Origin of the sequence: Polynucleobacter sp. AP-Ainpum-60-G11 (genome assembly GCF_018688375.1) — a bacterium.
Lineage (GTDB): Bacteria > Pseudomonadota > Gammaproteobacteria > Burkholderiales > Burkholderiaceae > Polynucleobacter.
In genome coordinates this window covers 755,035-778,618 of record NZ_CP061318.1, presented here as the reverse complement: position 1 = coordinate 778,618, position 23,584 = coordinate 755,035, and the positions used below count along the sequence as shown (strand labels likewise).

Annotated in this window: 24 protein-coding genes and 1 tRNA gene; 1 reads left to right on the top strand and 24 read right to left on the bottom strand. The window is 46.6% G+C overall.

Features of this window, described 5'->3' with window-relative positions; all coding sequences use genetic code 11:
- Positions 1-7 precede the first annotated feature (7 nt).
- Genes FD971_RS04030 through FD971_RS04020 form a run of 3 tightly spaced genes read right to left on the bottom strand, consistent with a single transcriptional unit; the run spans position 8 to position 2,855 of the window.
- On the bottom strand, positions 8-667 hold the full coding sequence (locus tag FD971_RS04030) for a SprT family zinc-dependent metalloprotease (RefSeq protein ID WP_215334803.1): 660 nt from the start codon (positions 665-667) through the stop codon (positions 8-10).
- A 45-nt stretch (positions 668-712) separates the two neighbouring features.
- Entirely contained in the window at positions 713-1,690 is a 978-nt protein-coding gene (locus FD971_RS04025) for a Bug family tripartite tricarboxylate transporter substrate binding protein (RefSeq protein WP_371743057.1), read from the bottom strand.
- Positions 1,691-1,733: 43 nt separating this feature from the next.
- Positions 1,734-2,855, bottom strand: coding sequence for an NADH:flavin oxidoreductase/NADH oxidase (locus FD971_RS04020; RefSeq protein WP_215334802.1), 1,122 nt, complete (start codon positions 2,853-2,855; stop codon positions 1,734-1,736).
- Positions 2,856-3,005: 150 nt separating this feature from the next.
- On the opposite strand from FD971_RS04020, the gene FD971_RS04015 reads away from it, so the two are divergent.
- Positions 3,006-4,526 (top strand): CoA-acylating methylmalonate-semialdehyde dehydrogenase, encoded by a 1,521-nt coding sequence (locus FD971_RS04015; protein WP_215334801.1) that lies wholly within the window; start codon positions 3,006-3,008, stop codon positions 4,524-4,526.
- A gap of 74 nt (positions 4,527-4,600) precedes the next feature.
- Here the strand turns inward: FD971_RS04015 and FD971_RS04010 are convergent, their stop codons facing one another.
- The 21 genes from FD971_RS04010 to FD971_RS03910 all read right to left on the bottom strand — a co-directional run bounded on the left by FD971_RS04010 (position 4,601) and on the right by FD971_RS03910 (position 23,562).
- Positions 4,601-5,266: an amino acid ABC transporter permease gene (locus FD971_RS04010; protein ID WP_215334800.1), complete on the bottom strand. Its 666-nt coding sequence runs from the start codon at positions 5,264-5,266 to the stop codon at positions 4,601-4,603.
- Positions 5,266-5,997 (bottom strand): amino acid ABC transporter ATP-binding protein, encoded by a 732-nt coding sequence (locus tag FD971_RS04005; RefSeq protein ID WP_215334799.1) that lies wholly within the window; start codon positions 5,995-5,997, stop codon positions 5,266-5,268. Before FD971_RS04005 ends, FD971_RS04010 begins: the two co-directional genes overlap by 1 nt.
- A gap of 34 nt (positions 5,998-6,031) precedes the next feature.
- Positions 6,032-6,685 (bottom strand): amino acid ABC transporter permease, encoded by a 654-nt coding sequence (locus FD971_RS04000; RefSeq protein ID WP_215334798.1) that lies wholly within the window; start codon positions 6,683-6,685, stop codon positions 6,032-6,034.
- Positions 6,686-6,729: 44 nt separating this feature from the next.
- Positions 6,730-7,482 (bottom strand): transporter substrate-binding domain-containing protein, encoded by a 753-nt coding sequence (locus FD971_RS03995; protein WP_215334797.1) that lies wholly within the window; start codon positions 7,480-7,482, stop codon positions 6,730-6,732.
- Positions 7,483-7,563: 81 nt separating this feature from the next.
- Entirely contained in the window at positions 7,564-8,091 is a 528-nt protein-coding gene (locus FD971_RS03990; protein WP_215334796.1) for a DUF1178 family protein, read from the bottom strand.
- Between the two features lie 61 nt (positions 8,092-8,152).
- Positions 8,153-8,755, bottom strand: coding sequence for an NUDIX hydrolase (locus FD971_RS03985; protein WP_215334795.1), 603 nt, complete (start codon positions 8,753-8,755; stop codon positions 8,153-8,155).
- 104 nt (positions 8,756-8,859) lie between these two features.
- Positions 8,860-10,365 carry an NADH-quinone oxidoreductase subunit NuoN gene (nuoN, locus tag FD971_RS03980; RefSeq protein WP_215334794.1) on the bottom strand — a complete coding sequence of 502 codons (1,506 nt, stop codon included), beginning with the start codon at positions 10,363-10,365 and terminating at the stop codon, positions 8,860-8,862.
- A 10-nt stretch (positions 10,366-10,375) separates the two neighbouring features.
- On the bottom strand, positions 10,376-11,842 hold the full coding sequence (locus FD971_RS03975; RefSeq protein ID WP_215334793.1) for an NADH-quinone oxidoreductase subunit M: 1,467 nt from the start codon (positions 11,840-11,842) through the stop codon (positions 10,376-10,378).
- Between the two features lie 24 nt (positions 11,843-11,866).
- Complete coding sequence (gene nuoL, locus FD971_RS03970) at positions 11,867-13,927, bottom strand: NADH-quinone oxidoreductase subunit L (protein ID WP_215334792.1); 2,061 nt, start codon at positions 13,925-13,927, stop codon at positions 11,867-11,869.
- A gap of 2 nt (positions 13,928-13,929) precedes the next feature.
- Positions 13,930-14,238 carry an NADH-quinone oxidoreductase subunit NuoK gene (nuoK, locus tag FD971_RS03965; protein WP_062308407.1) on the bottom strand — a complete coding sequence of 103 codons (309 nt, stop codon included), beginning with the start codon at positions 14,236-14,238 and terminating at the stop codon, positions 13,930-13,932.
- A complete protein-coding gene (locus tag FD971_RS03960) occupies positions 14,235-14,882 on the bottom strand; it encodes an NADH-quinone oxidoreductase subunit J (RefSeq protein ID WP_215334791.1) in 648 nt (215 codons plus the stop codon). The genes nuoK and FD971_RS03960 overlap by 4 nt, the downstream gene beginning before the upstream one ends.
- A 21-nt stretch (positions 14,883-14,903) precedes the next feature.
- Positions 14,904-15,395 (bottom strand): NADH-quinone oxidoreductase subunit NuoI, encoded by a 492-nt coding sequence (gene nuoI / locus FD971_RS03955; RefSeq protein ID WP_215303350.1) that lies wholly within the window; start codon positions 15,393-15,395, stop codon positions 14,904-14,906.
- Between the two features lie 11 nt (positions 15,396-15,406).
- Positions 15,407-16,480, bottom strand: coding sequence for an NADH-quinone oxidoreductase subunit NuoH (gene nuoH / locus FD971_RS03950; protein WP_215334790.1), 1,074 nt, complete (start codon positions 16,478-16,480; stop codon positions 15,407-15,409).
- An 8-nt stretch (positions 16,481-16,488) separates the two neighbouring features.
- Positions 16,489-18,804 carry an NADH-quinone oxidoreductase subunit NuoG gene (nuoG, locus tag FD971_RS03945; RefSeq protein WP_215334789.1) on the bottom strand — a complete coding sequence of 772 codons (2,316 nt, stop codon included), beginning with the start codon at positions 18,802-18,804 and terminating at the stop codon, positions 16,489-16,491.
- 31 nt (positions 18,805-18,835) lie between these two features.
- Complete coding sequence (gene nuoF / locus FD971_RS03940) at positions 18,836-20,134, bottom strand: NADH-quinone oxidoreductase subunit NuoF (protein ID WP_215334788.1); 1,299 nt, start codon at positions 20,132-20,134, stop codon at positions 18,836-18,838.
- A complete protein-coding gene (gene nuoE / locus FD971_RS03935; protein ID WP_215334787.1) occupies positions 20,131-20,637 on the bottom strand; it encodes an NADH-quinone oxidoreductase subunit NuoE in 507 nt (168 codons plus the stop codon). The genes nuoF and nuoE overlap by 4 nt, the downstream gene beginning before the upstream one ends.
- 23 nt (positions 20,638-20,660) lie before the next feature.
- Entirely contained in the window at positions 20,661-21,914 is a 1,254-nt protein-coding gene (locus FD971_RS03930) for an NADH-quinone oxidoreductase subunit D (protein ID WP_215334786.1), read from the bottom strand.
- 3 nt (positions 21,915-21,917) lie between these two features.
- Positions 21,918-22,517 (bottom strand): NADH-quinone oxidoreductase subunit C, encoded by a 600-nt coding sequence (locus FD971_RS03925; protein WP_215334785.1) that lies wholly within the window; start codon positions 22,515-22,517, stop codon positions 21,918-21,920.
- 3 nt (positions 22,518-22,520) lie between these two features.
- Positions 22,521-23,003: an NADH-quinone oxidoreductase subunit B family protein gene (locus FD971_RS03920; protein ID WP_011902891.1), complete on the bottom strand. Its 483-nt coding sequence runs from the start codon at positions 23,001-23,003 to the stop codon at positions 22,521-22,523.
- 5 nt (positions 23,004-23,008) lie between these two features.
- Positions 23,009-23,368, bottom strand: a complete 360-nt coding sequence (locus FD971_RS03915; protein WP_215303332.1) for an NADH-quinone oxidoreductase subunit A — start codon at positions 23,366-23,368, stop codon at positions 23,009-23,011.
- Positions 23,369-23,477: 109 nt separating this feature from the next.
- A tRNA-Leu gene (locus FD971_RS03910) sits at positions 23,478-23,562 on the bottom strand.
- Positions 23,563-23,584: the final 22 nt, after the last annotated feature.

Below are 23,584 nucleotides of genomic sequence, written 5' to 3'. Positions count from 1 at the left end.
ATTCTAACTAGCTAATAGCCCGGCGGATTTCATCTGCCTTGGGTTTAGAGCCGGTAACAGACTCTGTATCGTGCTCAGTCGTATTTTCAATCGTTTCGATAACCGCCTCTTGCATCCGAATATTGTCTTTAGGGCAAATCGGAGCTCCGTAGGTAGCCCACTTCTTTAGCAGTGTGACTTCGTATCCACATTGAGCGCATTTAGCTTTATTGCGACTCGCATTGCTTGGTCTTGGCGGCGGAAAAACAATTGCTTGATGTGGATATGGGCCAAGCTCTTGACTAATCATCATCAGACGCACCATCAACTCTTCGGTAGCATGTGCCATTCTGGCAGGGCCCTCTAGGCCAACAGTCTGGGCAATACCTTTAAAGTCTTCACCATGACCGCTAAAGCAATCATCTACAGCATGGCATAACTCATGTACCAAGGTATCCAATAGCTGCACGGGATCATCCAACTTGGGAGAAATGAAGATCTCATTAACACCTCCGCCAGAACGCTCACGAGGCCAGCACTGCCCTAGCGTTGTTCTAGGACTGCTGGAAGCTGGAAAGCCACAAGACACTCTCACTGGCGGAATGGCATACCCCGCTTTTGAGAACACGGGTTCTAAATGTCTTACGGCGTCTTCCAGCCAGGATTCTCTAACGGAGTGTTGCTTCATCAATGTTTCTTCAATTCAATATTTAAATGTGGTTTGATTTGGACTTTAATCCAACTTGATATTGGCTGATTTAATTGCCTTATCCCAGTATGGCAATTCTTTTTTCAGCAAGGCATCCATTTGGACTGGGGTTAGGTAACGTAGCTCAACTCCAGCGGCATCAGAACGCTCCTTTACCTCAGGCAATGCAAGACTTTTCTTAACAGAGTCAGTTAGCTTAGTAATTACTGGCGCTGGAGTACCTGCTGGCGCATAGAGGGCAACCCAAGATTCCAACTGGAATGAAGGTAAACCTGCTTCGGCAGTAGTGGGAACATTAGGCATACCAGGATGGCGATTTTTTCCTGTAACAGCTAGACCCTTGAGCTTACCGCTCTGAACGTGCTGCATCACTGAAGGTGGAGTCGTAATAAATAACTGTACCTGGCCAGCCAATACGTCCTGCACTGCAGGTCCAGAACCTTTATATGGCACATGAACAATATCTACACCAGTATTTTGCTTAAAGATTTCTGTGCCAATATGCGATACGGAGCCATTGCCTTGAGATGCGTAATTGAGGTTGCCGGGATTGGCTTTGGCATATGCAATAAATTCTTTTAAGTTGTTAACGGGTACAGATGGATGCACTGCAATCACATTCGTAGAAACCGTGAGGAGCGCTACAGGAGAAAAATCTTTAATAGGATCCCATGGCAATTTATCCATCAATGAAGGATTGCCAACGTGATAACCCGAATATGAAATCAGCAAGGTGTAACCATCTGGTTTAGCCTTGGCAACATATTGGTAAGCAGTGTTTCCACTGGCGCCCGGCTTGTTATCAACAATGACTGGCTGGCCAATCACTCGAGTTAGCGGCTCACTCAACAAACGCGCTGAAGTGTCAACAAGACCTCCAGGTGGATTGGGGACAACCAAAGTGATTGGTCGATCCGGAAATGCTTGTGCATTAACCAAGTTAGAGCCTAATGCAATACCAAGGATGACTAAAGAACGGGAAATGAGTTTGATTGATTTCATATATGTCTCCGGTAACTTAATTTTATTTATTGTTTGATGTGAATTATCGCTGCCCTACTTTGACGTCGCCAAATATGGCTTGAGCTTCACGCGGCAAGCAACGCCAATAGCGCTCATTTGAAGGTACGGTACCACCCAAAGCTGCAGCCGCTTCCCAAGCCCACCTTGGCTTATATAAAAACGCACGGGCTAGAGCAATCAGATCTGCATCCCCTTTTTGCAAGATATCTTCGGCTTGCTGTGGCTCGGTAATCAAGCCAACTGTCATTGTGGGCAGACCTGACCTGTCTTTTACGATCTTGGCAAATGGCACTTGATAGTTTGGCCCTATCGCGATCTTCTGCAGTGGTGAAATGCCTCCTGATGAGATGTGGACAAAGTCACATCCCAGGGGTTTGAGGCGAGATGCAAAGTCAGCAGTTTCTTCTGGAGTCCAGCCACCCTCAATCCAATCGCTTGCAGAGATCCGAATGCCTAATACACCCTGATATGCCTTGCGTACTGCTGCAAATAATTCCAGCGGAAAGCGGATGCGATTTTCATATGAGCCACCGTATTCATCGGTACGTTGATTGGCAATCGGCGACAAGAACTGATGGAGAAGGTAGCCATGCGCCCCATGCAATTCAATACCATCGACACCAACTCGCTCAGAACGCTGCGCTGCAACAACAAATGCGTCAATCAGCTCTAGCAACTCAGTCTTGGAGAGCTCATGCGGCAATCGCTCATCTTTAAGCTGCGGAATGGCTGAAGGGGCAAGCGTCTCCCAACCACCCTGCTCTTTAGAAAGTAATTGACCGCCATCCCAAGGGGTTGCGCTCGAAGCCTTCCGTCCAGCATGCGCCAATTGGATGAAAACAGGGGTTTCTGGAGCCAGCTTACGGGCTCGGCTGAGCTTGTCTTTCAGAGCAGCTTCGGTACGGTCATCCCACAGTCCTAAGCAAGCAGGGGTAATACGGCCCTCTGGAGTAACTCCAGTAGCCTCAATAATGAATAGGCCCGCTCCGCCATTAAGGAGGTTAGCCCAGTGCATTAAGTGCCAGTCCTGAGCCTCGCCATTGACGGCAGAATACTGGCACATGGGTGCCACAACAATGCGGTTAGGAAGCGTTAAATCGCCCTGAGGAGAGCTAAGCGTGTACTTGGAGAACAGAAGACTCATGGATGGCCCTTGGATCCTAAAATGCGTAAAAGTGATGAAAGCGATAAAATAGATTCAGTAGAATAAACGAGACCATACACTTGTGCGATTCCGTCGCAACACAAGTCTATTGAACCTGAAACTAGTCAATAATTATTTAAGCAAAATACTATGAGCGCACCACAAGCCTTTGATTCAAAAGCAGATATTGGCCACTTTGTTGGCGGCAACGTCATCAACCCAAAAGATGGTCGCTTTGCCGATGTGTTTAATCCCTCTACTGGAGCGGTTGCAAGACGGGTTGCCTTAGCTAGCCGTAAAGAGGTTGATGATGCCGTTGCTGTGGCACAAACTGCTTTTCAGACTTGGAGTCTGACCCCTCCACTGCGACGCGCGCGCATCATGTTTAAGTACCTTGAGCTGCTAAACGCCAATCGCGATGAACTGGCTGCCATGATTACTGCGGAGCATGGCAAGGTATTTACGGATGCCCAAGGTGAAGTTAGCCGTGGCATCGATATCGTGGAATTTGCTACTGGTATCCCTGAACTTCTCAAAGGTGATTACACCGAGCAGGTATCTACTGACATTGATAACTGGGTGATGCGTCAGCCTTTAGGTGTTGTGGCTGGTGTTACTCCATTCAACTTTCCAGTCATGGTTCCAATGTGGATGTTCCCAGTAGCTATTGCCTGTGGCAACACCTTCATTCTTAAGCCAAGCCCAACTGATCCGTCAGCATCCCTGTTCATGGCCAAGCTTTTAAAAGAAGCAGGTTTACCTGATGGCGTATTTAACGTGGTTCAAGGCGACAAAGAAGCTGTTGATGCTTTGATTGAGAACCCGGATGTCAAAGCGGTGAGTTTTGTGGGCTCAACTCCAATTGCAAACTATATCTATGAGCGTTGCGCACACTTCGGTAAGCGCTCCCAAGCTTTGGGTGGTGCCAAGAACCACATGGTGGTCATGCCTGATGCAGATATCGATAAAACAATCGATGCCTTAATTGGTGCTGCCTACGGATCTGCTGGTGAGCGTTGCATGGCGATCTCTGTTGCAGTATTGGTTGGTGACGTTGCAGAAAAAATCATGCCAAAACTGATTGAGCGCACCAAGACGCTCGTAGTGAAGAACGGCATGGAACTCGATGCAGAAATGGGTCCAATCGTTACAAAGGCCTCTTTAGATCGCATTACCGGCTACATTGAGAGCGGTGTTGCTTCAGGCGCTAAGTTATTGGTAGATGGTCGCGGATTAAAAGTACCAGGCCATGAGAATGGTTTCTTTATTGGTGGCACCCTCTTTGATGGCGTTACTCCTGACATGAAGATTTACCTTGAAGAAATCTTCGGACCGGTCTTGTCTTGCTTGCGCGTGGCAAACTTTACTGAGGCATTGAATCTAGTGAACACCTGTGAGTTTGGTAACGGTGTAGCCTGCTTTACCAGCGACGGCAATATCGCTCGCGAATTTGCTCGCCGCGTTCAAGTTGGAATGGTCGGTATCAACGTACCTATTCCGGTTCCAATGGCTTGGCATGGTTTTGGTGGTTGGAAGAAATCCCTGTTTGGCGATATGCACGCCTATGGCAAAGAAGGCGTTCGCTTCTACACTAAGCAAAAGAGTGTGATGCAGCGCTGGCCTGAGAGTATTGCTAAGGGCGCAGAGTTTGTAATGCCTACTTCGAAGTAATTCGCAGAGCTAAGTCTTACAAATAAAAATAGCGGCCTTCGGGTCGCTATTTTTTTTGCCCAGCTCATTTGTTCTTAAGCGGGAATGAAGTAACGCCTCTCAATAGCCCGGGCAAACAACACAATCAGAGATACCAGGGCCAGGTAAACCAAGGCGGCCATTAAATACGCTTTAAAGAATTGGAAATTGGTTGCTGCCAGCTCTTGGACTCGAGCGAAGAATTCGGTGTACTGAATTAAGAAAGCAACTGAACTATCTTTGAGGTTAGCGATGACTTGATTAGTTAGCGCCGGAATAGAAAGACGAATCACTTGCGGTAAGGTAATCAACTTAAAAATCTGGAAAGGGCTGAATCCTTGGGCACTAGCCGCCTCCAATTGACTATTATCCAAACCATTAAAGGCAGTCTTTAGATAGGCGGCGTTATAAGCTGCGACATTAAATGTAAAGCCGATAAAGGCAACCGTAAATGGTGAGAGCCGAATGCCCCACTGCGGCAAGCCGTAATACATCAAGAACAATAAAACGATTAAGGGCATTCCAATAAAGAAAGAGATGTAGCCATTAATTGCGCTGCTGACATACTTGTTTTTACTCAGCGTGAGGTAGAACACCACAATTCCAAGCAGCAATCCAGATACGCTAATCAAGCCTGCTAATTGCAGAGTCTTCACCAGCCCAGCCAAAATCAAGGGCATCTGCTCCGTGAGATCACGAATAAAAGATGGCCACCCTCCCATTAGAGCTTTTCCTCGGAGGCAAAAAAGGCTTTAATTTCTGGATCAGAATGCTTACTCAATACCTCAATACGATCATCAGCCCGAATCACGCCGCGATCCAAGAACATGACGGTATCCGCAATATTGCGGGCCAAGTTGAGATCATGGGTCACGCAAATCATGGTGATGCCTTCGCTATGCAAGCGATTAATGAGATCAGCCACATCCCTAGACATGACTGGATCGAGTGCAGAGGTTGGTTCATCGAGAACAAGGACTGCAGGATCCATCGCCAACGCCCGAGCTATGGCAACTCGCTGCTTCTGGCCACCAGAGAGTTGTGCGGGGTATTTATCTTGATGAGCCGTCATTTCAAAATGAGACAACTCCAGCAAGGCCTTCTCTTTAGCCTCAGCCTTTCCCATCTTATGCAGCTTACGTAGCCCCAAGGCGACGTTATCTAAAACAGTTAAATGGCTGTACAAAGCAAACTGCTGAAATACAAAACCAATTTGCTTACGTAACTCACGCACATCAACACCGGGCCCCAATACTTCTTGCCCTCTGAAAATAATTGATCCAGAGGTAGGCTCGACCAGTCGATTGAGGCAGCGCAATAAGGTGGATTTGCCAGAACCAGAGGCACCCATCAATACCTGAACATCGCCCTCTTTTAGATCGAGATTAATATTCGACAAGACGGTCTGCCCATCGAACTCTTTGACTAAATCCCGTACTTGAATTAATGCCACGAAATCGCCTCTTTAAATAATGTTATGTTGATTTTCATGCGGGAGTCATTCCTGGAATTTGGAAACGCTTACTCAGTAATTGAACTCCAAGCAAGCAAATGCGGTAAATCACAAAATATAAAATGCCGACCGCTAGGTACACTTCAATGCCACGCAAGGTGGTTGATGTTAGCGTCATGGCCTGCTTGGTAATCTCGGGAATTCCAACTGTGTAAGCAAATGGTGAATACTTTAGAACCGAAGTAAATTCATTGACCATGCCTGGAATCGAAAATCGCAACATCTGCGGTAACTCAATAAACCGGAGAACTTGTATACGCGTCATGCCCATAGCCTGAGCAGCAACTACCTCGGCAGGGTCGACGGAGTTAAACGCTCCCCGAAATACTTCAGCCAAATAGGCGGAAGCCACTAAGCCTAAGCTCAGTGCCATAGCCATCAGAGGTGGCACCTTTAATCCAATGCCCGGCAAGCCGAAGTAGACCATGAACAGCAATACTAAGACTGGGACACCCCTAAAGACATAGGTATAGCAATCAATGATCGGGATAAGCCATGGGATATTAAGACGACGTAGGCTTGCCAGGAACAAGCCCACTATCAAACCAGTGAGCGAACACACAATCGTCACCACAACAGTATAAGAAATGCCCTGGGCTAACTGGGCAAGAATATCCAGAAAAGTCACAGGGCAGGCTTTCGACTACTGATTGAGGTATTTAAGAGAAGCGCTTATTTCATCCACTTATCCAGAATAGCCTTGATCTTTTCTGGACCGAGTTCATTGAGGTATTTATCAAAGTCATCACGTAACTTAGATCCTTTGGCAAAAGCAAATCCAAGCTTATCAAATCCCTTAAATACATAGCTACTCTGGATCGGTAGATTCATCTTATTTTCATAATTCAGAAATACCGGCTCCTCAATGAAGGCGAGATCTAAATTGCCATTTTGAAGATCAGTAATCACTTCAGCATAAGAAGGATAGAGTTTGACCTTGCTTAATGAGTAATAGCCTTTTGGCTCTAGTTCATTCTTAATGAGATCGTCGTAAGCCATACCACGTGGGTAGCCAATTGAATATTTCTTGAGCTGATTTAAATCGGTGATTTGAATATTTTTATTCTTCATGCTCACCAAATGCCAAGCATTGTCATAGTAAGGCTGTGAAAAATCCATTACCTCTTTGCGCTTATCGGTAATAGAAATTCCAGAAAACGCAACGTCAGCTTGGCCGCTTGATACGGCGCCTAACATTCCAGCCCAGTCATAGGGAGTGACTTTGAGGGTGCAGCCACGAGACTGGCAATAGCCTTGAAAAATATCCATATCTACACCAACAATTTGCCCCTTAGCGTCAAAGAGCATTGGTGGAGATGCGGGGGATACGGCAACCTTAATTTCTTTGGTATCTGAGGACTTGGAGCAAGCCACAATAGTGATCGCTAGAACAGCGGTAAACAATGCCAGAAAAAAGCGTTTCATGGATACTTCTCCCATCCTGATAGTTGGTCATACCCAGAATCTGGGTGCACAACAAGTATAGGGGAATTGGGTGGGGACTGGCTACTGCAGGGTGTTTTTGAAGGCAGGCAGCATAGGCATAGCCATTACCTCAATGCCCTCTTCCCGCAAAGCCTCTGCCTCATCTACAGTCGTTTGGCCACGAATACTCCGCTCGGGAGATTCCTTATAGTGAATTTTGCGAGCTTCTTCGGCAAAAGAATTGCCGACATCTTCAGATCGCCCCATCAACTCACGCATGCCCTTTAAAAAGGCTGCTTGAACCTGAGCCTCTAATTGGGAGTGATCGTTTCCAGTCAAGGCAACAACATCCCCGCTAATGGCGTTACCAACACTGCTGTTATCCACTGCAGCAGGGCTAGCAACAGTCATTTCGGTAGATGTCGAAGCCTCTCTGCCCGAACTTGACTTACCAATATGGGGGGCCGATGGCATCCGAGTAATCTCAGTGCTATCGCAAATTGGGCAAGCCAACATCCCCTTGTCTTGCTGGGCAAGGCAATCCTCTTCGGAGGCAAACCATCCCTCAAAGCGATGGTCTAGTGGACAAGCGAGGTTATAAACTTTCATAAAACTTATATAGGGGCAAAAATACTAAATTCAATACCCCTATTTTAATAGGATTATGGAATTAGCCCGAGATAGGCGTAGGACTCACCAAACCACGGCGATAGCGATCAAGCCAATATGTGGCAATCGTCGTTTTGACATCCGTAATTTCGCCCTGCTCCACCCACTCCAATAATTGCTCCAAAGGGGCGGCAAACACATCTAAAAACTCCTCATCATCCAAATGACTTTTGCCAGACACCAATTCCTCAGCCAAATAAATATCAATAAACTCCGTCGAATACGAAATCACAGGATGAATGCGTCGAATAAAACTCCACTTACTTGCAGAGTAGCCAGTTTCTTCTGCTAATTCTCGCTGGGCACAGACCAAATGATCCTCTTTAGGATCGAGCTTCCCTGCTGGAATCTCAATGCAGGCTTTTGCGACTGGGTAGCGATATTGACGCTCCATTAATACTCGACCATCATCTAAGATAGCCACAATAGCGACAGCCCCAGGATGGGTCAAATATTCGCGTACCGCTTGATTGCCATCGGGCAAGCTCACCTGATCACGCTTCATATTTAAAAAGATACCGCCGTAAATATCTTCGCCAGATAGGCGCTCTTCCCTCAAGTGGGTATCACCCTCAGGTAGATCTTTAAATGATTTTTCAGTCATAGTGCATCTTTCATCGATTGAATTTCCATAATACAAAACCTGGATGACAGAAAAGAAAAAGGCCCCTATTCGGAGCCTTCATCAAAAACCAAGAAGCTATTGTTTTATGAGCCCAGCAAAGTGCGACGCATTGCATCAAGGCAGACGGCCATGAGGCCGGCTGGGAAGATGCCTAGAGCCAGAACGAATATAGCATTCAAGCTCAACAGTCCACGAGCAAAAGCTGAACCAGTGACCTCAGAAGCATGCTCTTCTTTTGGCTCATCAAAGTACATAACCTTCACTACTCGGAGGTAGTAGAAGGCTCCAATCAATGAGGCGATCACGGCAATGATTGCTAAGAAAGTGTGCTCACCATCCACCAATGCCTCAAGCACTCCCAATTTTGCAGCAAAGCCAACTGTCGGCGGAATACCGGCCAAAGAGAACATCATCACTAAGCCAATAAATGCAAACCAAGGATGGCGCTTATTTAAACCTTTGAGATCATCAATAGTTTCGCAGTCATGACCTTTGCGAGACAACATCATCAGGAGACCGAAGCTTCCCAATGTAGTTAATACATAAGTGATGGCATAAAACATCGAAGCGCTAAAAGCATGGTCGTCAAATACAGATAGCATGCCCAACAATACAAAGCCCATTTGCGCAATCGCCGAGTAAGCCAACATACGTTTCATATTGGTTTGCGCAATAGCGGTCACATTACCAACAACCAGGGATAGAACAGCTAACAAGACCAACATTGGCTGCCAGTCACCTAAGAGCGGCAATAAGGTATTGACTAATAAGCGGAATAACAAAGCAAAAGCTGCGATCTTTGGTGCAGCGGCAATCATTAAGGTCACTGCTGTTGGAGCACCTTGGTAAACATCAGGAACCCACATGTGGAATGGCACAACACCCAACTTAAAGGCTAAGCCAGAAACGATGAAAACCAAACCAAAAGCCATTACCAAATGGTTGACACGTGGGTCGGCAACGGTTCTAAAGATTTCAATTAAATCGAGGGATCCGGTTACGCCATACAACATCGACATACCGTAGAGCAAGAAACCAGACGCCAAGGCGCCAAGAATGAAGTACTTAATAGCAGCCTCTACACTCTTCTCATTACTGTGACGCATTGCAACTAAAGCGTAAGTAGGCAAAGCCATCAACTCAAGACCCAAATACAGGGTTAAGAGATTGGCACCAGAAATCAATACGCACTGCCCTAATAAAGCCAGCAAAGCTAGAACAATAAAGTCCGGACGGAACATGGCACGATCTGTGAGGTATTGCTTTGAATACAGCAAGCTCACCAATACCGCCCCACAAGAGCAGGCCTTAAGTAGATTTGAAATGGGGTCAGACTGAAATAAGCCATTCATGGCAACTACAGAAACATCACCGATGCGACCCACAAATGCAAAGATCAAATACACCAACAAAATGATGGAGAAGAAGTAAACAAAGCCAACACCGCGTGGTGTGTGGAAGATATCTTGCTCTACACCAGGGGTTGCTGGCTGATGCTCAGGAACATAAACGCTCGCCACCAACAAGAGGCAGGCGACTACGAGTAAAACGAGTTCCGGCAGGACGGCGAATAGGTCAAATGCTTGCATTAGCTTTTACTCAGAGTTTGCTAACAGCAACATGCTGCAGCAGATTAATCACGGCTGGATGAATAATGTCGGTAAACGGCTTTGGATATACACCCATACCAATCACACAGATGGACAACACTGCCATCATGAAATACTCACGCGCATTGAGATCTTTTAATTCCTCAACATGCTGATTAGTGATAGCGCCAAAGAAGACCCGCTTCACCATCCATAAGGAGTAAGCGGCACCTAAGATCAGCGCTGTCGCCGCCAAGATGCCGATTACGAAATCGTAATCAACCGCAGCGAGGATCACCATGAATTCACCCACAAAACCGGAGGTAGCAGGCAAACCGCAGTTGGCCATCGCCATCAAAACCGCAAATGCCGTGAAAGCAGGCATGCGATGGACAACACCACCGTAATCCGCGATTTGACGGGTATGCATGCGGTCATATAAAACTCCAATTGATAGGAACATGGCGCCAGCTACAAAACCATGAGAAATCATTTGCACAATACCGCCCTCAATACCCAGTGGGCTAAAGAGGAAGAAACCGAGGGTTACAAAACCCATGTGCGCTACTGATGAATAAGCCACCAGCTTCTTCATATCTTTCTGAACCAAAGCCACTGCGCCTACATAAATCACAGCAACTAAAGATAGGAAGATGACAAACGGTCCTAGATACTGACTTGCATCTGGGGCGATTGGTAATGAGAAACGCAAGAAACCATAAGCACCAAGCTTCAACATAATTGCAGCCAACACTACAGAGCCACCTGTTGGCGCTTCCACGTGAACGTCTGGAAGCCAAGTATGTAATGGCCACATTGGCACCTTCACAGCAAACGCCATGAAGAAAGCAAAGAACAGGAGAATTTGCTCAACGATATCAAGGCGAGCATTGTGCCAAGCCAAGATATCAAAGGTATTTGTTACGTTGTACAGATACAGCATGGCAATCAAAGTAAGTAATGAGCCAAGCAAGGTGTACAGGAAGAACTTAAATGCTGCGTAGATACGGTTATGGCCACCCCATACACCGATGATGATGTACATCGGAATTAAGGTTGCCTCGAAGAAGACATAGAACAACAATGCATCCAGAGCAGCGAATACCCCAATCATTAATCCAGAGAGGATTAAGAAAGAAGCCATGTATTGAGACACCTTCTTATCAATTACTTCCCAGGCTGCAATCACCACAATAATATTGACGAATGCGGTCAAGACAATGAACCACACAGAGATGCCATCGATGCCTAAGTGGTAGTTAATGTCGTAGCGAGGAATCCAGCTGAGTTTTTCAACAAACTGCATGCCTGGATTAGCAATATCAAAGCCGATCACCAGTGGCAGAGTTGCAATGAAACCAAGAACGGAACCGACGAGGGCCAACCAGCGAACACCGGCAGTCGGCTTCTCCGAACCGTAGAACAAAATAATGATGCCGAAGCAAATCGGAATCCAGATGGCGTAAGAAAGAATCATGATGGCTACTTAAGTAACAAAGGCCTAGCGAACAAAAGGCAGGTAAGCGTACAAAACCCAAGCTAACAATACCGCCAAGCCCGCAATCATTGCGAAGGCATAGTGATAGAGATAACCGGATTGCAAATGGCGAATAACCGTAGAAAAGCGCCCTACTGCATGCGCACTACCATTAACCAAGAAGCCGTCAATAGCTTGTTGATCACCGCGATGCCACAGTACGCCGCCGATCCACAACAAGCCCTTCGAAAATACCGCTTGGTTTAAATCGTCGAGATAGTATTTGTTATCCAAAAGCTTCTTGATTGGTGCGAATGCCTGCGCCACTACACCAGGCAACTTCGGAGCCCAGAGATAACCAATCGCAGCAGTTAATACGCCCAGTACCACTAGGAGCAATACTGGTGATGTCAATGAATGCATTGCCATAGCAATCGGACCATGGAACTCTTCAGCAAGCTCTTTCATCGCTGGGTGCTTGCCAATATCAACAAAGATCGAATCGCCAAAGTAGGTACCAAACAACAGAGGTGTAATCGTGAAGTAACCAATGATGACCGAAGGAATCGCCAACAAGATCAAGGGCAAGGTCACAACAAAAGGTGACTCATGTGGTTTTTGACCAGGAGCTAAACCATGATGGGCATGGTCATCACCCTGCTCCGCATGATCATGATGGTGATCGTGCGCATGAGCATCTGCATGACCCCAGCGAGCTTTACCGTGGAATACATAGAAATACAAACGGAAGGAATATAAAGCCGTTACAAATACGCTAGCCATCACTGCGAAGTAAGCAAAGCCAGCACCAGGGATATGGCTAGCTGCTACCGCCTCAATGATGGAGTCTTTTGAATAGAAGCCAGAGAAGAATGGTGTACCGATCAATGCCAAGTTACCCAGCAACATCATGAGGCAAGTAATAGGCATGTACTTCCAGAGGCCGCCCATCTTGCGCATGTCTTGCTCATGGTGCATGCCCAAAATCACACTACCTGCTGCAAGGAACAAGAGCGCCTTAAAGAATGCATGTGTCATCAAATGAAAGATGGCAATTGGATATGCAGATACGCCCAATGCGACAGTCATGTAGCCCAGCTGAGACAGCGTTGAGTAAGCCACCACCCGCTTGATATCGGTTTGGACTATGCCCAGGAAACCCATGAAGAGTGCAGTGATCGAACCAATCACCAAGATGAAGCTCAAGGCTGCATCAGACAACTCAAACAACGGCGACATACGTGACACCATAAAAATACCAGCCGTCACCATCGTTGCAGCATGAATCAAAGCAGAAATCGGGGTTGGGCCTTCCATTGAATCAGGCAACCATACGTGAAGTGGGAATTGTGCTGATTTACCCATTGCACCAATAAAGAGACAGATACATGCCACGGTAACCAAATTCCAGCTAGTGCCAGGCAAGGTTTGTGCAGCAAGAGCCGTGTTCTGAGCAAAGATCACATCGTAGTTCATGGATCCAGTGCTAGCCAATAACAGGCCAATACCGAGAATGAAACCAAAGTCACCAACACGGTTAACTAAGAAGGCTTTCATATTGGCAAATACAGCGGATTGACGTTCAAAGTAGAAGCCAATCAATAAATAAGAAACTACACCCACTGCTTCCCATCCAAAGAAGAGTTGCAAGAGGTTATTACTCATTACCAACATCAACATAGCGAAGGTAAAAAGTGAGATGTAAGAGAAGAAGCGGTTGTAACCCGCTTCACCCTGCATGTAACCGATGGTGTAGATATGAACCATCAAAGACACAAAGGTCACCACACACATCATCGTAGCTGTCAGCGGGTCAATTAAGAAGCCAATATCTAAATTGAGTTCACCCAATTGCATCCAGCGATACACGGTGCCATTGAAGTAGAAGCCATCCATGACTTGTACCAACACAAAGCAAGACAAAACAAAGGCAATCATCACACCCAAAATAGTCACGAATTGGCATGCTCCGTTACCAATGCGATTGCCACCTAATTTGGTACCGAAGAATCCCGCGATAGCAGAACCAAATAATGGCGCCAGCGGAATTGCGCAAAGAACAGGAAGAGTTAAGGTCAATTGCATGACTAGCCTTTTAGGTGGTCAAGGTCTTCAGCATTGATGGTGTCCACCTTGCGGAAGAGAACAACCAAAATTGCCAGGCCAATTGCTGCCTCAGCAGCAGCCACGGTCAGAATAAAGAATACGAATACTTGACCAGCCATATCACCTAAATAATGGGAGAAGGCCACAAAGTTCATGTTCACCGAGAGAAGCATCAATTCAATAGCCATTAAAAGCACGATGACATTCTTACGGTTTAAGAAAATACCAATGACGCTGGTCGCAAACAAGATTGCGCCTAACACTAGGTAGTGAGCTAAGGTAATAGTCATTTCTTCTCTCCGCGTGCATCTTGCTTTGCGGCCATATCTGAACCCATTTTGACAATACGCATACGATCCGCTGAATTAACATTCACTTGCTCATGAATATTTTGGGATTTGGAATCTTTACGATTACGTAGTGTCAATGCAACAGCAGCAATAATCGCCACCAACAGAATGACGCCGGCAACCTCGAAGGCATAAACATAATCAACGAAGATCAGCATACCCAAAGCTTGTGTATTGCTAGTAGCCATTTCCTCAAGCATCTGCTGCACTGGGGCACTAGTACCGATAAAGCTACGAATCAAAACGATAGATAACTCTAATACGATGACTGCACCCATCAGAAAAGCTACGGGCAAGAATTTTTTGAAATCACGACGTAGATGCTCTAAATCCAGATCCAGCATCATGACCACGAACAAGAAGAGCACCATTACAGCGCCTACGTAGACAAGAATAAGGGCCAAGCTTAAGAACTCTGCCTTTAGCAACATCCATAGGCCAGAAGCACAGAAGAATGCTAAAACTAAAAAGAGTGCAGCATGTACTGGGTTGCGAGCAGTAATTACTCGTAATGCTGAAACCACTAGAAGTCCAGCAAACGCGTAGAAGAAGACCGCAAATAATGTAGAAGTATCGAATGTCATATGTCGTTGTGCTCTATTCGATTAACGATAAGGCGCATCTGCTGCGCGGTTAGCGGCGATATCTTTTTCATACTTATCACCAACTGCCAAAAGCATTTCTTTAGTGAAATACAAATCACCACGCTTGTCACCAAAATACTCAAAAATATTGGTTTCAACAATAGCGTCAACTGGGCAAGCTTCTTCGCAGAATCCGCAAAAAATACACTTCGTCAAATCAATGTCGTAACGACTAGTGCGGCGAGTGCCATCATCGCGCTCGGCAGTTTCAATGGTAATTGCATAAGCAGGACAAACTGCCTCACACAATTTACAACCAATACAACGCTCTTCCCCGTTTTCGTAACGGCGCAAGGCGTGCAATCCGCGGAAGCGAACAGACTGCGGGGTCTTCTCTTCGGGGTATTGCACAGTAATTTTTGGTTTAAAGAGATAGCGACCGGTAATAGACATACCAGTCAAAATATCTTTGAGCATCAAGCTATCGAGGAATTGGGAAATTTTCTTAAACATGATTAGTCAACTTATTTCCAAATATTCAATGGGGATACAACCCATGCGCCAACGACAACTACCCAGAATACGGAGATGGGAATAAAGATCTTCCAACCTAGACGCATGATTTGGTCATAGCGATAGCGTGGCAATGTGGCACGTAGCCAGATGACGCAAGACAGGAGGAAGAATGTTTTAGCGAACAACCAGAAGAAACCAGGGATATCGCGCAAAATCGGTAAATCGACAATCGGCAACCAACCACCCAAGAACATCGTGGCAGCCAAAGCAGCAATTAAGATCATGTTGGCATATTCAGCCAAGAAGAACATCGCAAAGGCCATACCGGAGTACTCAACCATATGGCCAGCAACAATCTCAGACTCACCCTCAACCACGTCAAACGGATGGCGGTTAGTCTCAGCAACACCAGAGATAAAGTAAATCACGAACATTGGGAGTAAAGGCAGCCAATTCCATGAAAGGAAGTTCAAACCTACGCTAGCGAAGTAGCCCTGCTCTTGGGAGGCCACAATCGTGCTGAGATTTAAGGAACCTGAGGTCAACAACACAGTAACTAAGGCAAAGCCCATAGCGATTTCATAAGAAATCATTTGAGCTGAAGCACGCATAGCACCAAGGAACGGGTACTTAGAGTTGGATGACCATCCTGCCAAGATCACACCATAAACACCAATGGATGAGATTGCCATCACATATAAAAGGCCAGCATTAACATCAGCCAAGACCATTTTGGCTTGGAAAGGAATCACAGCCCAAGCAGCGAAAGCCGGCATGATCACCATCACTGGTGCAATGAAATACAGCACCTTGCTTGCTTGGGTTGGAGAAATAATCTCCTTCATCAATAACTTCAAGGCATCAGCAATTGGCTGCAACAAACCTAAGGGACCAACACGATTCGGTCCAAGGCGAATATGCATCCAGCCGATTAACTTACGCTCCCAAAGAGTCATGTAAGCAACAGCACCAAACATCGGCAACACGATGATCACAATGCGCACCAAAGCCCAAACGAGTGGCCAAAGTGAGCCAAAGATGGCCTCACCTTGGGTGGTAACGAGGTTCAAGAAATTATCCATCTCGTCCCTTATGCCTTACTAACGGTTACTGGACCAAACATCGATCCCAATTTAGCGCTAGCCATAGTGCCCGCAGAAATTCTGACGGCAGCCTTAGCTAGGTTCGCTTCCAATGTGGCAGGCAAATCGATTGAATGACCACCTTGGGTCACTCGCACAGCATCGCCCTCTTTCAAGCCCAACTCATTAAAGAGCGCTTGACCCAATCCAACTTGATTGCCACGCTTAGCATCACGCGTTAACTGCAACGCTGATGAACGACGAACAATTTGATCGCCGGCATAAATACCAACATCAGATATGCGCTCTAAACCTGTTGAAGGAGCTGCATTGCTATTAGTCAAGCCAGAAGCTGTTGATTGATTTGATAGCTTAGTGCAGTAATTTTCACCAAGCGCTTCACCCAACACCTCTTCAGGCATGTTGTAAAGGAAACCATCTAAATTCAATAATCCACCAAGAACACGGAGAACCTTCCATGCTGGACGAGAATCACCCAAAGGTTTTACAGCCGGCTGAATGGTTTGCGCACGACCTTCTGCATTTACAAAAGTAGACACTGTCTCTGTAAATGTCGAGGTCGGTAAAATCACATCAGCCACCTCAAGAAGATCAGCGCTCTTATAAGCACTTAAGGCAATCACTGTATTGGCCTTAGTCAAAGCAACACGGGCTTGCTCTGGATTTGGCAAATCTGCATCAGGCTCGATATTCATCAAGATGACTGCGCGGCGATCACCCGATAACACCGACTCAACACCAACACCATTGGCATTCACTAGGCTAGCACCAACAGCATTACCGCCAACTGGCAAGAAGCCTAAAGTTGCACCAGTTTGCTCAGCAATAAATTGCGCTAAGACATGCAAGTCAGATGCTTGTGGATGCGCGATCGCGGCAGAGCCAAGTAATACAGAAGTGGATGTACCGGAGAGCAAGCTATCTGCAATCTTTTGCGCAGTTGCGGACACTGATAAGTTAGGCGTACCGGATGGGGCGCTAGCAGACTTCGCTTTAGCCACTGCCAATGCCACTTCACTCAGTGTGTTGAGCCATGTGCTTGGAGTCGCAGCAATAGCAGTATTTGGAATCAACCAATCGTCGCCACCAGCATCAATCCGTGACACTTGCAAGCCACGCTTGGTTGCAGTGCGTAGACGTGCGGCAATCAATGGTTGCTCTTTACGCAAGAAGCTACCAATTACCAGCACACGATCAAGTTCACTAACTTTAGAAATTGGCATACCTAACCAGGGAGCAGAAGCCGCACCCTTCACGTCAGTTTGACGTAGGCGAGTCTCAACCTGCTTAGAACCCAAACCGCGAATCATTTTCTGGAGCAGGAATAGCTCTTCTGTGCTCGAGATTGGATGCGCTAAAGCAGCAACTGCTTCAGGGCCATTCTCAGCGGAAATGGTTTTAAGTGAATGGGCAACATAATCCATTGCGGATTGCCAATCAGTCTCAAGCCACTGACCACCCTGCTTCACCATTGGTGTGGTTACACGATCAGCACTATTTAAGCCTTCATAAGCGAAGCGGTCACGGTCACTAATCCAGCACTCATTTACTGCATCATTTTCCAAAGCAACAACACGCATCACTTTGTTTGCTTTAGTTTGAATAGTGGTGTTCGCACCGAGACTGTCATGCGGGCTGACTGAGCGCTTACGACCCAATTCCCAAGTGCGCGCAGCATAGCGGAATGGCTTGCTAGTCAATGCGCCAACTGGGCACAAATCAATCATGTTTCCAGACAACTCTGAATCAATCGTTTGACCTGCAAAAGTAGTGATTTCAGAATGCTCGCCACGGTTAACCATACCCAACTCCATTACGCCGGCAACTTCTTGGCCAAAGCGAACGCAGCGGGTACAGTGAATACAACGTGTCATCTCTTGCATGGAGATGAGTGGGCCTACATTCTTATGAAATACAACACGCTTCTCTTCTTCATAGCGTGAATTCGATTTGCCGTAACCAACGGCCAAATCCTGTAACTGGCACTCACCACCTTGATCGCAAATTGGGCAATCCAAAGGATGGTTAATCAGTAGGAACTCCATGACAGAACGCTGGGCCTCAACTGCTTTAGCAGAATGCGTAAACACCTTCATACCTTGGGTCACTGGAGTAGCGCAAGCTGGCAAAGGCTTAGGAGCCTTTTCCACTTCCACTAAACACATACGGCAGTTAGCGGCGATAGATAATTTCTTGTGATAACAGAAGTGAGGGATATAAGTACCGAGCTTGTTCGCGGCGTGCATCACCATCGAACCTTGCGGAACTTCTACTGCCTTACCATCTAATTCGATTTCAACCATGCTCACTTTAAGATGTCCCGTGCTCAATGTCTTATAAAGGTTTAGCAGAATCTAAGCAGCGCTTATGTTCTACGTGATACGCAAATTCATCCATGTAATGCTTCAACATGCCACGAACTGGCATAGCAGCTGCATCACCCAAGGCGCAAATCGTACGACCTTGAATATTGGCTGCTACGTCATTCAATAAATCCAAATCTTCTGGACGACCTTCGCCATGCTCAATGCGATGAACGATGCGCCACAACCAGCCAGTACCCTCACGACATGGTGTGCACTGACCGCAAGATTCTTCGTGATAGAAGTAGGACAAACGCTCTAAGGCGCGAACCATGCAGCGTGTTTCATTCATCACGATGACTGCACCAGATCCCAACATCGAACCTGCTTTCGCAATACTGTCGTAATCCATTGTGAGCGTCATCATCTCAGCTCCAGGAATCACCGGAGAAGAAGATCCACCAGGAATCACGGCCTTCAAAGGAATGCCATCACGCATACCGCCAGCAAGCTTCAACAGCTCCGCAAATGGAGTGCCCAATGGAATCTCGTAGTTACCTGGATAAGTGACATCACCGGAGATGGAGAAAATCTTCGTACCACCGTTATTTGGCCTACCCAACTCCAAATACGCTGGGCCACCAATCGCCATAATGAATGGCACAGCAGCAAATGTTTCAGTGTTATTAATCGTGGTTGGCTTGCCATACAAACCAAAGCTTGCCGGGAATGGTGGCTTGAAGCGCGGTTGACCCTTCTTACCTTCAAGTGACTCTAGTAGCGCAGTTTCTTCACCACAGATGTATGCACCCCAACCTGGGGCAGCATGCAATTGGAAGTTGAAATCACTTCCCATGATTTTGTCGCCAAGATATCCGGCAGCACGAGCTTCTTCAAGAGCCTCCTCGAAACGGGAATAGACTTCCCAAATTTCGCCGTGGATATAGTTGTAACCCACAGTAATACCCATAGTGTAGGCACCAATAATCATGCCCTCAATCAAGGCATGCGGGTTGTAACGCATGATGTCGCGATCTTTAAATGTACCTGGCTCACCTTCGTCACTGTTACAAACTAGGTATTTTTGACCGGGGAATTGACGGGGCATAAAGCTCCACTTCAATCCAGTTGGGAAGCCTGCGCCTCCACGACCACGTAATGATGAAGCTTTTAATTCAGCAATGATTGCGTCAGGCGCAACTTTGTCATTGATGATGCGACGCAGCTGTTGGTATCCGCCACGGCTTTCATAATCTTTTAAACGCCAATTCTCGCCATTCAATCCAGCAAGGATCAAAGGCTTAATGTGTCTGTCGTGCAAGCTGGTCATACTGCTTTCCCTTCTGCACGGAGCTCATTTAATAGAGCATCAATCTTATCTTTACTCATGAAGCTGCACATGCGCTTGTTGTTCACCAACATCACCGGAGAATCTCCACAAGCACCCATGCACTCACCCTCTTTCAAGGTGAAGGTGCCACAAGGAGTTGTCTCGTTGTAGCCAATGCCCAATGTTTCTTTTAAATACGTTGCAGCAGTTTCACCATGGGTTAACTGGCAAGGTAAGTTTGTGCAAATTACCAACTTGTATTTACCAATTTTTTTGGTGTCGTACATGTTGTAGAAAGTAGCCACTTCATCCACTGCAATCGTTGGCATTTCCAAGATTTGTGCGACTGTTTCAATCACCTCTGGTGAAACCCAACCCACTTCAGTTTGGGCAGCAATCAAAGATGCCATCACAGCAGATTGTTTTTGTTCTGGAGGGTATTTCGCGACATTGCGCGCAATGTCTGCGAGCGTTTTGTCTGAAAGTTGAAGGGTTGTTGTCATGAATTAATCCTTGGCGCGCTGTATTAGCGGTCAATCTCCCCGAACACAATATCTTGGGTACCAATAATGGTTACAGCATCAGCCAACATGTGGCCACGTGACATCTCATCCATTGCAGACAAATGCACAAAGCCTGGCGCACGAATCTTCATGCGATATGGCTTATTAGCACCATCAGAAATCAAGTAGATACCAAACTCACCTTTAGGATGCTCAACAGCAGAGTAAGCCTCACCATCAGGAACATGCATACCTTCAGTAAAGAGTTTGAAATGGTGAATCAGCTCTTCCATATTGGTCTTCATATCCACACGCTTTGGTGGAGATACCTTATGGTTGTCGCTCATCACAGGACCATCATTTGCTTTGAGCCAAGCTACGCACTGTTTAATGATGCGATTCGATTGGCGCATTTCTTCCATGCGGACTAAATAGCGATCATAAGAATCACCATTCACGCCAACTGGAATATCAAAGTCGAGTTTGTCGTAGGTTTCATAAGGCTGTTTTTTACGTAAGTCCCACTCAACACCAGAACCGCGTAGCATTGGGCCAGTGAAACCAAGTTGCAAAGCGCGCTCAGGAGAAACAACACCAATACCTACCAAGCGTTGCTTCCAAATACGGTTATCCGTTAAAAGATTGCAATACTCGTCTACGTTGGCATCAAAACCATTTGAGAATTGCTCAATGAAGTCGAGCAAAGTACCGCTACGGTTTTCATTCAAATGCTTAATGGCAGAGGTGCTACGAATCTTCGACTTAGAGTACTGAGCCATTTGTGTTGGCAGGTCGCGATAGACACCACCGGGACGATAGTAAGCAGCATGCATACGAGCACCAGAAACGGCTTCGTACATATCAAAAATATCTTCACGATCGCGGAAGGCATACAAGAACACGGCCATGGCGCCAACGTCCAAGCCGTGACAACCAATCCACAAAAGGTGATTCAATAAACGTGTTAACTCGTCATACATCACGCGAATGTATTGCGCGCGCAAAGGCACATCTACCTGCAGCAACTTCTCGATCGCCATCACGTAAGCATGCTCGTTCGACATCATCGATACATAGTCCAGACGATCCATATAAGGAACGTTCTGAATCCAAGTGCGTGTCTCTGCTAATTTTTCTGTAGCGCGATGCAATAAACCAATGTGTGGATCAGCGCGTTGAATCACTTCACCATCCAGCTCTAACACTAGGCGCAATACGCCGTGTGCCGCAGGATGCTGAGGACCGAAATTGAGGGTGTAGTTCTTAATTTGTGCCATGACTTAAACCGGACCTCCGTACTGCTCTTCGCGCACGATACGTGGCGTGATCTCACGCGCTTCAATCGTGACAGGCTGATACACCACACGCTTTAACTCTGGGTCGTAACGCATTTCAACGTTGCCAGAAATTGGGAAATCTTTTCTAAATGGATGACCGATGAAACCATAGTCAGTCAGAATGCGGCGCAGGTCTTCATGCCCATCAAACAAGATGCCGTAGAGGTCAAAAGCTTCACGCTCAAACCAGTTGGCAGCAGCCCACACTGGAGTAAGAGAGGCAACCACTGGATAAGCGTCTTCTGGCGCGAATACACGTACACGCAAACGCCAGTTGTGCGCCAAAGACAAGAGATGGGTTACAACGCCAAAACGCTGACCGCCCCACTGCCCTTCGCGGAAATCTTGATAATCCACGCCACATAAATCAATTAATTGCTCAAAGGCCAACGAAGGATCATCACGCAACAACATAGCGGATTCAAAATAGGTATCTGCATTTACAACTACAGTCACTTCACCCAAAGCAATCTCAATAGATTGCGCACGCTTACCCAAAACTTTTTCCAGGTTGGCGGCGAGTTGAACTAAACGATCTGACATGGTTTAAGCCTTCCGCGCAATCGTGCTGGTGCGAGCGATTTTGGATTGCAACTGAATAATCCCGTAGATCAACGCTTCTGCAGTTGGAGGACAGCCAGGAACATAAATATCCACTGGCACGATACGGTCGCAACCGCGAACAACTGAATACGAGTTATGGTAATAACCACCACCATTGGCACAAGAACCCATGGAGATTACCCAACGTGGCTCAGGCATTTGGTCGTAAACCTTACGAAGTGCTGGAGCCATCTTGTTACATAAGGTGCCAGCCACAATCATCAAGTCGGATTGGCGTGGGGATGGGCGGAAAACCACACCAAATCGATCCAAGTCATAACGGGATGCGCCTGCATGCATCATTTCCACTGCGCAGCAAGCCAGACCAAATGTCATTGGCCATAGAGAGCCATTACGCGTCCAGTTAATTAACTGGTCTGCAGTAGTGGTAACAAATCCTTCTTTAAGAACGCCTTCTAATGCCATATCTATCACTCCCAGTCGAGAGCGCCCTTTTTCCAGATATATACGAAGCCAACAATGAATTCCAACAAGAAAATCACCATGGAGGCGTAACCAAACCAACCGATATCACGCAGAGCCACACCCCATGGGAATAGGAATGCAGTTTCCAAGTCAAACAAGATAAACAGGATGGCGACGAGATAGTAACGCACGTCGAATTTCATACGTGCATCTTCGAAAGCTTCAAAACCACACTCATATGGAGACAGTTTTTCCGCATCTGGCTTCGAAGGAGCCAAGATTTTTCCGAGGAACATGGGGACTAATCCCACCCCAATACCTACGAGGATAAAAAGAAGAACAGGAAAGTAATTAGCGAGATTCAAAATGGTCCTGAGTCGTTCGTCCAACAAAACTAATGAGACAGCAAATTATCATTTATTCCACTACATAAAGCCTTGATTTACCGCATAAACCCCTACAAATCCTACAATTTGGTGCCGACGGCGAGACTCGAACTCGCACAGCCTAAGCCACTACCCCCTCAAGATAGCGTGTCTACCAATTTCACCACGTCGGCATCTTGTAAAACCCGTCAATTC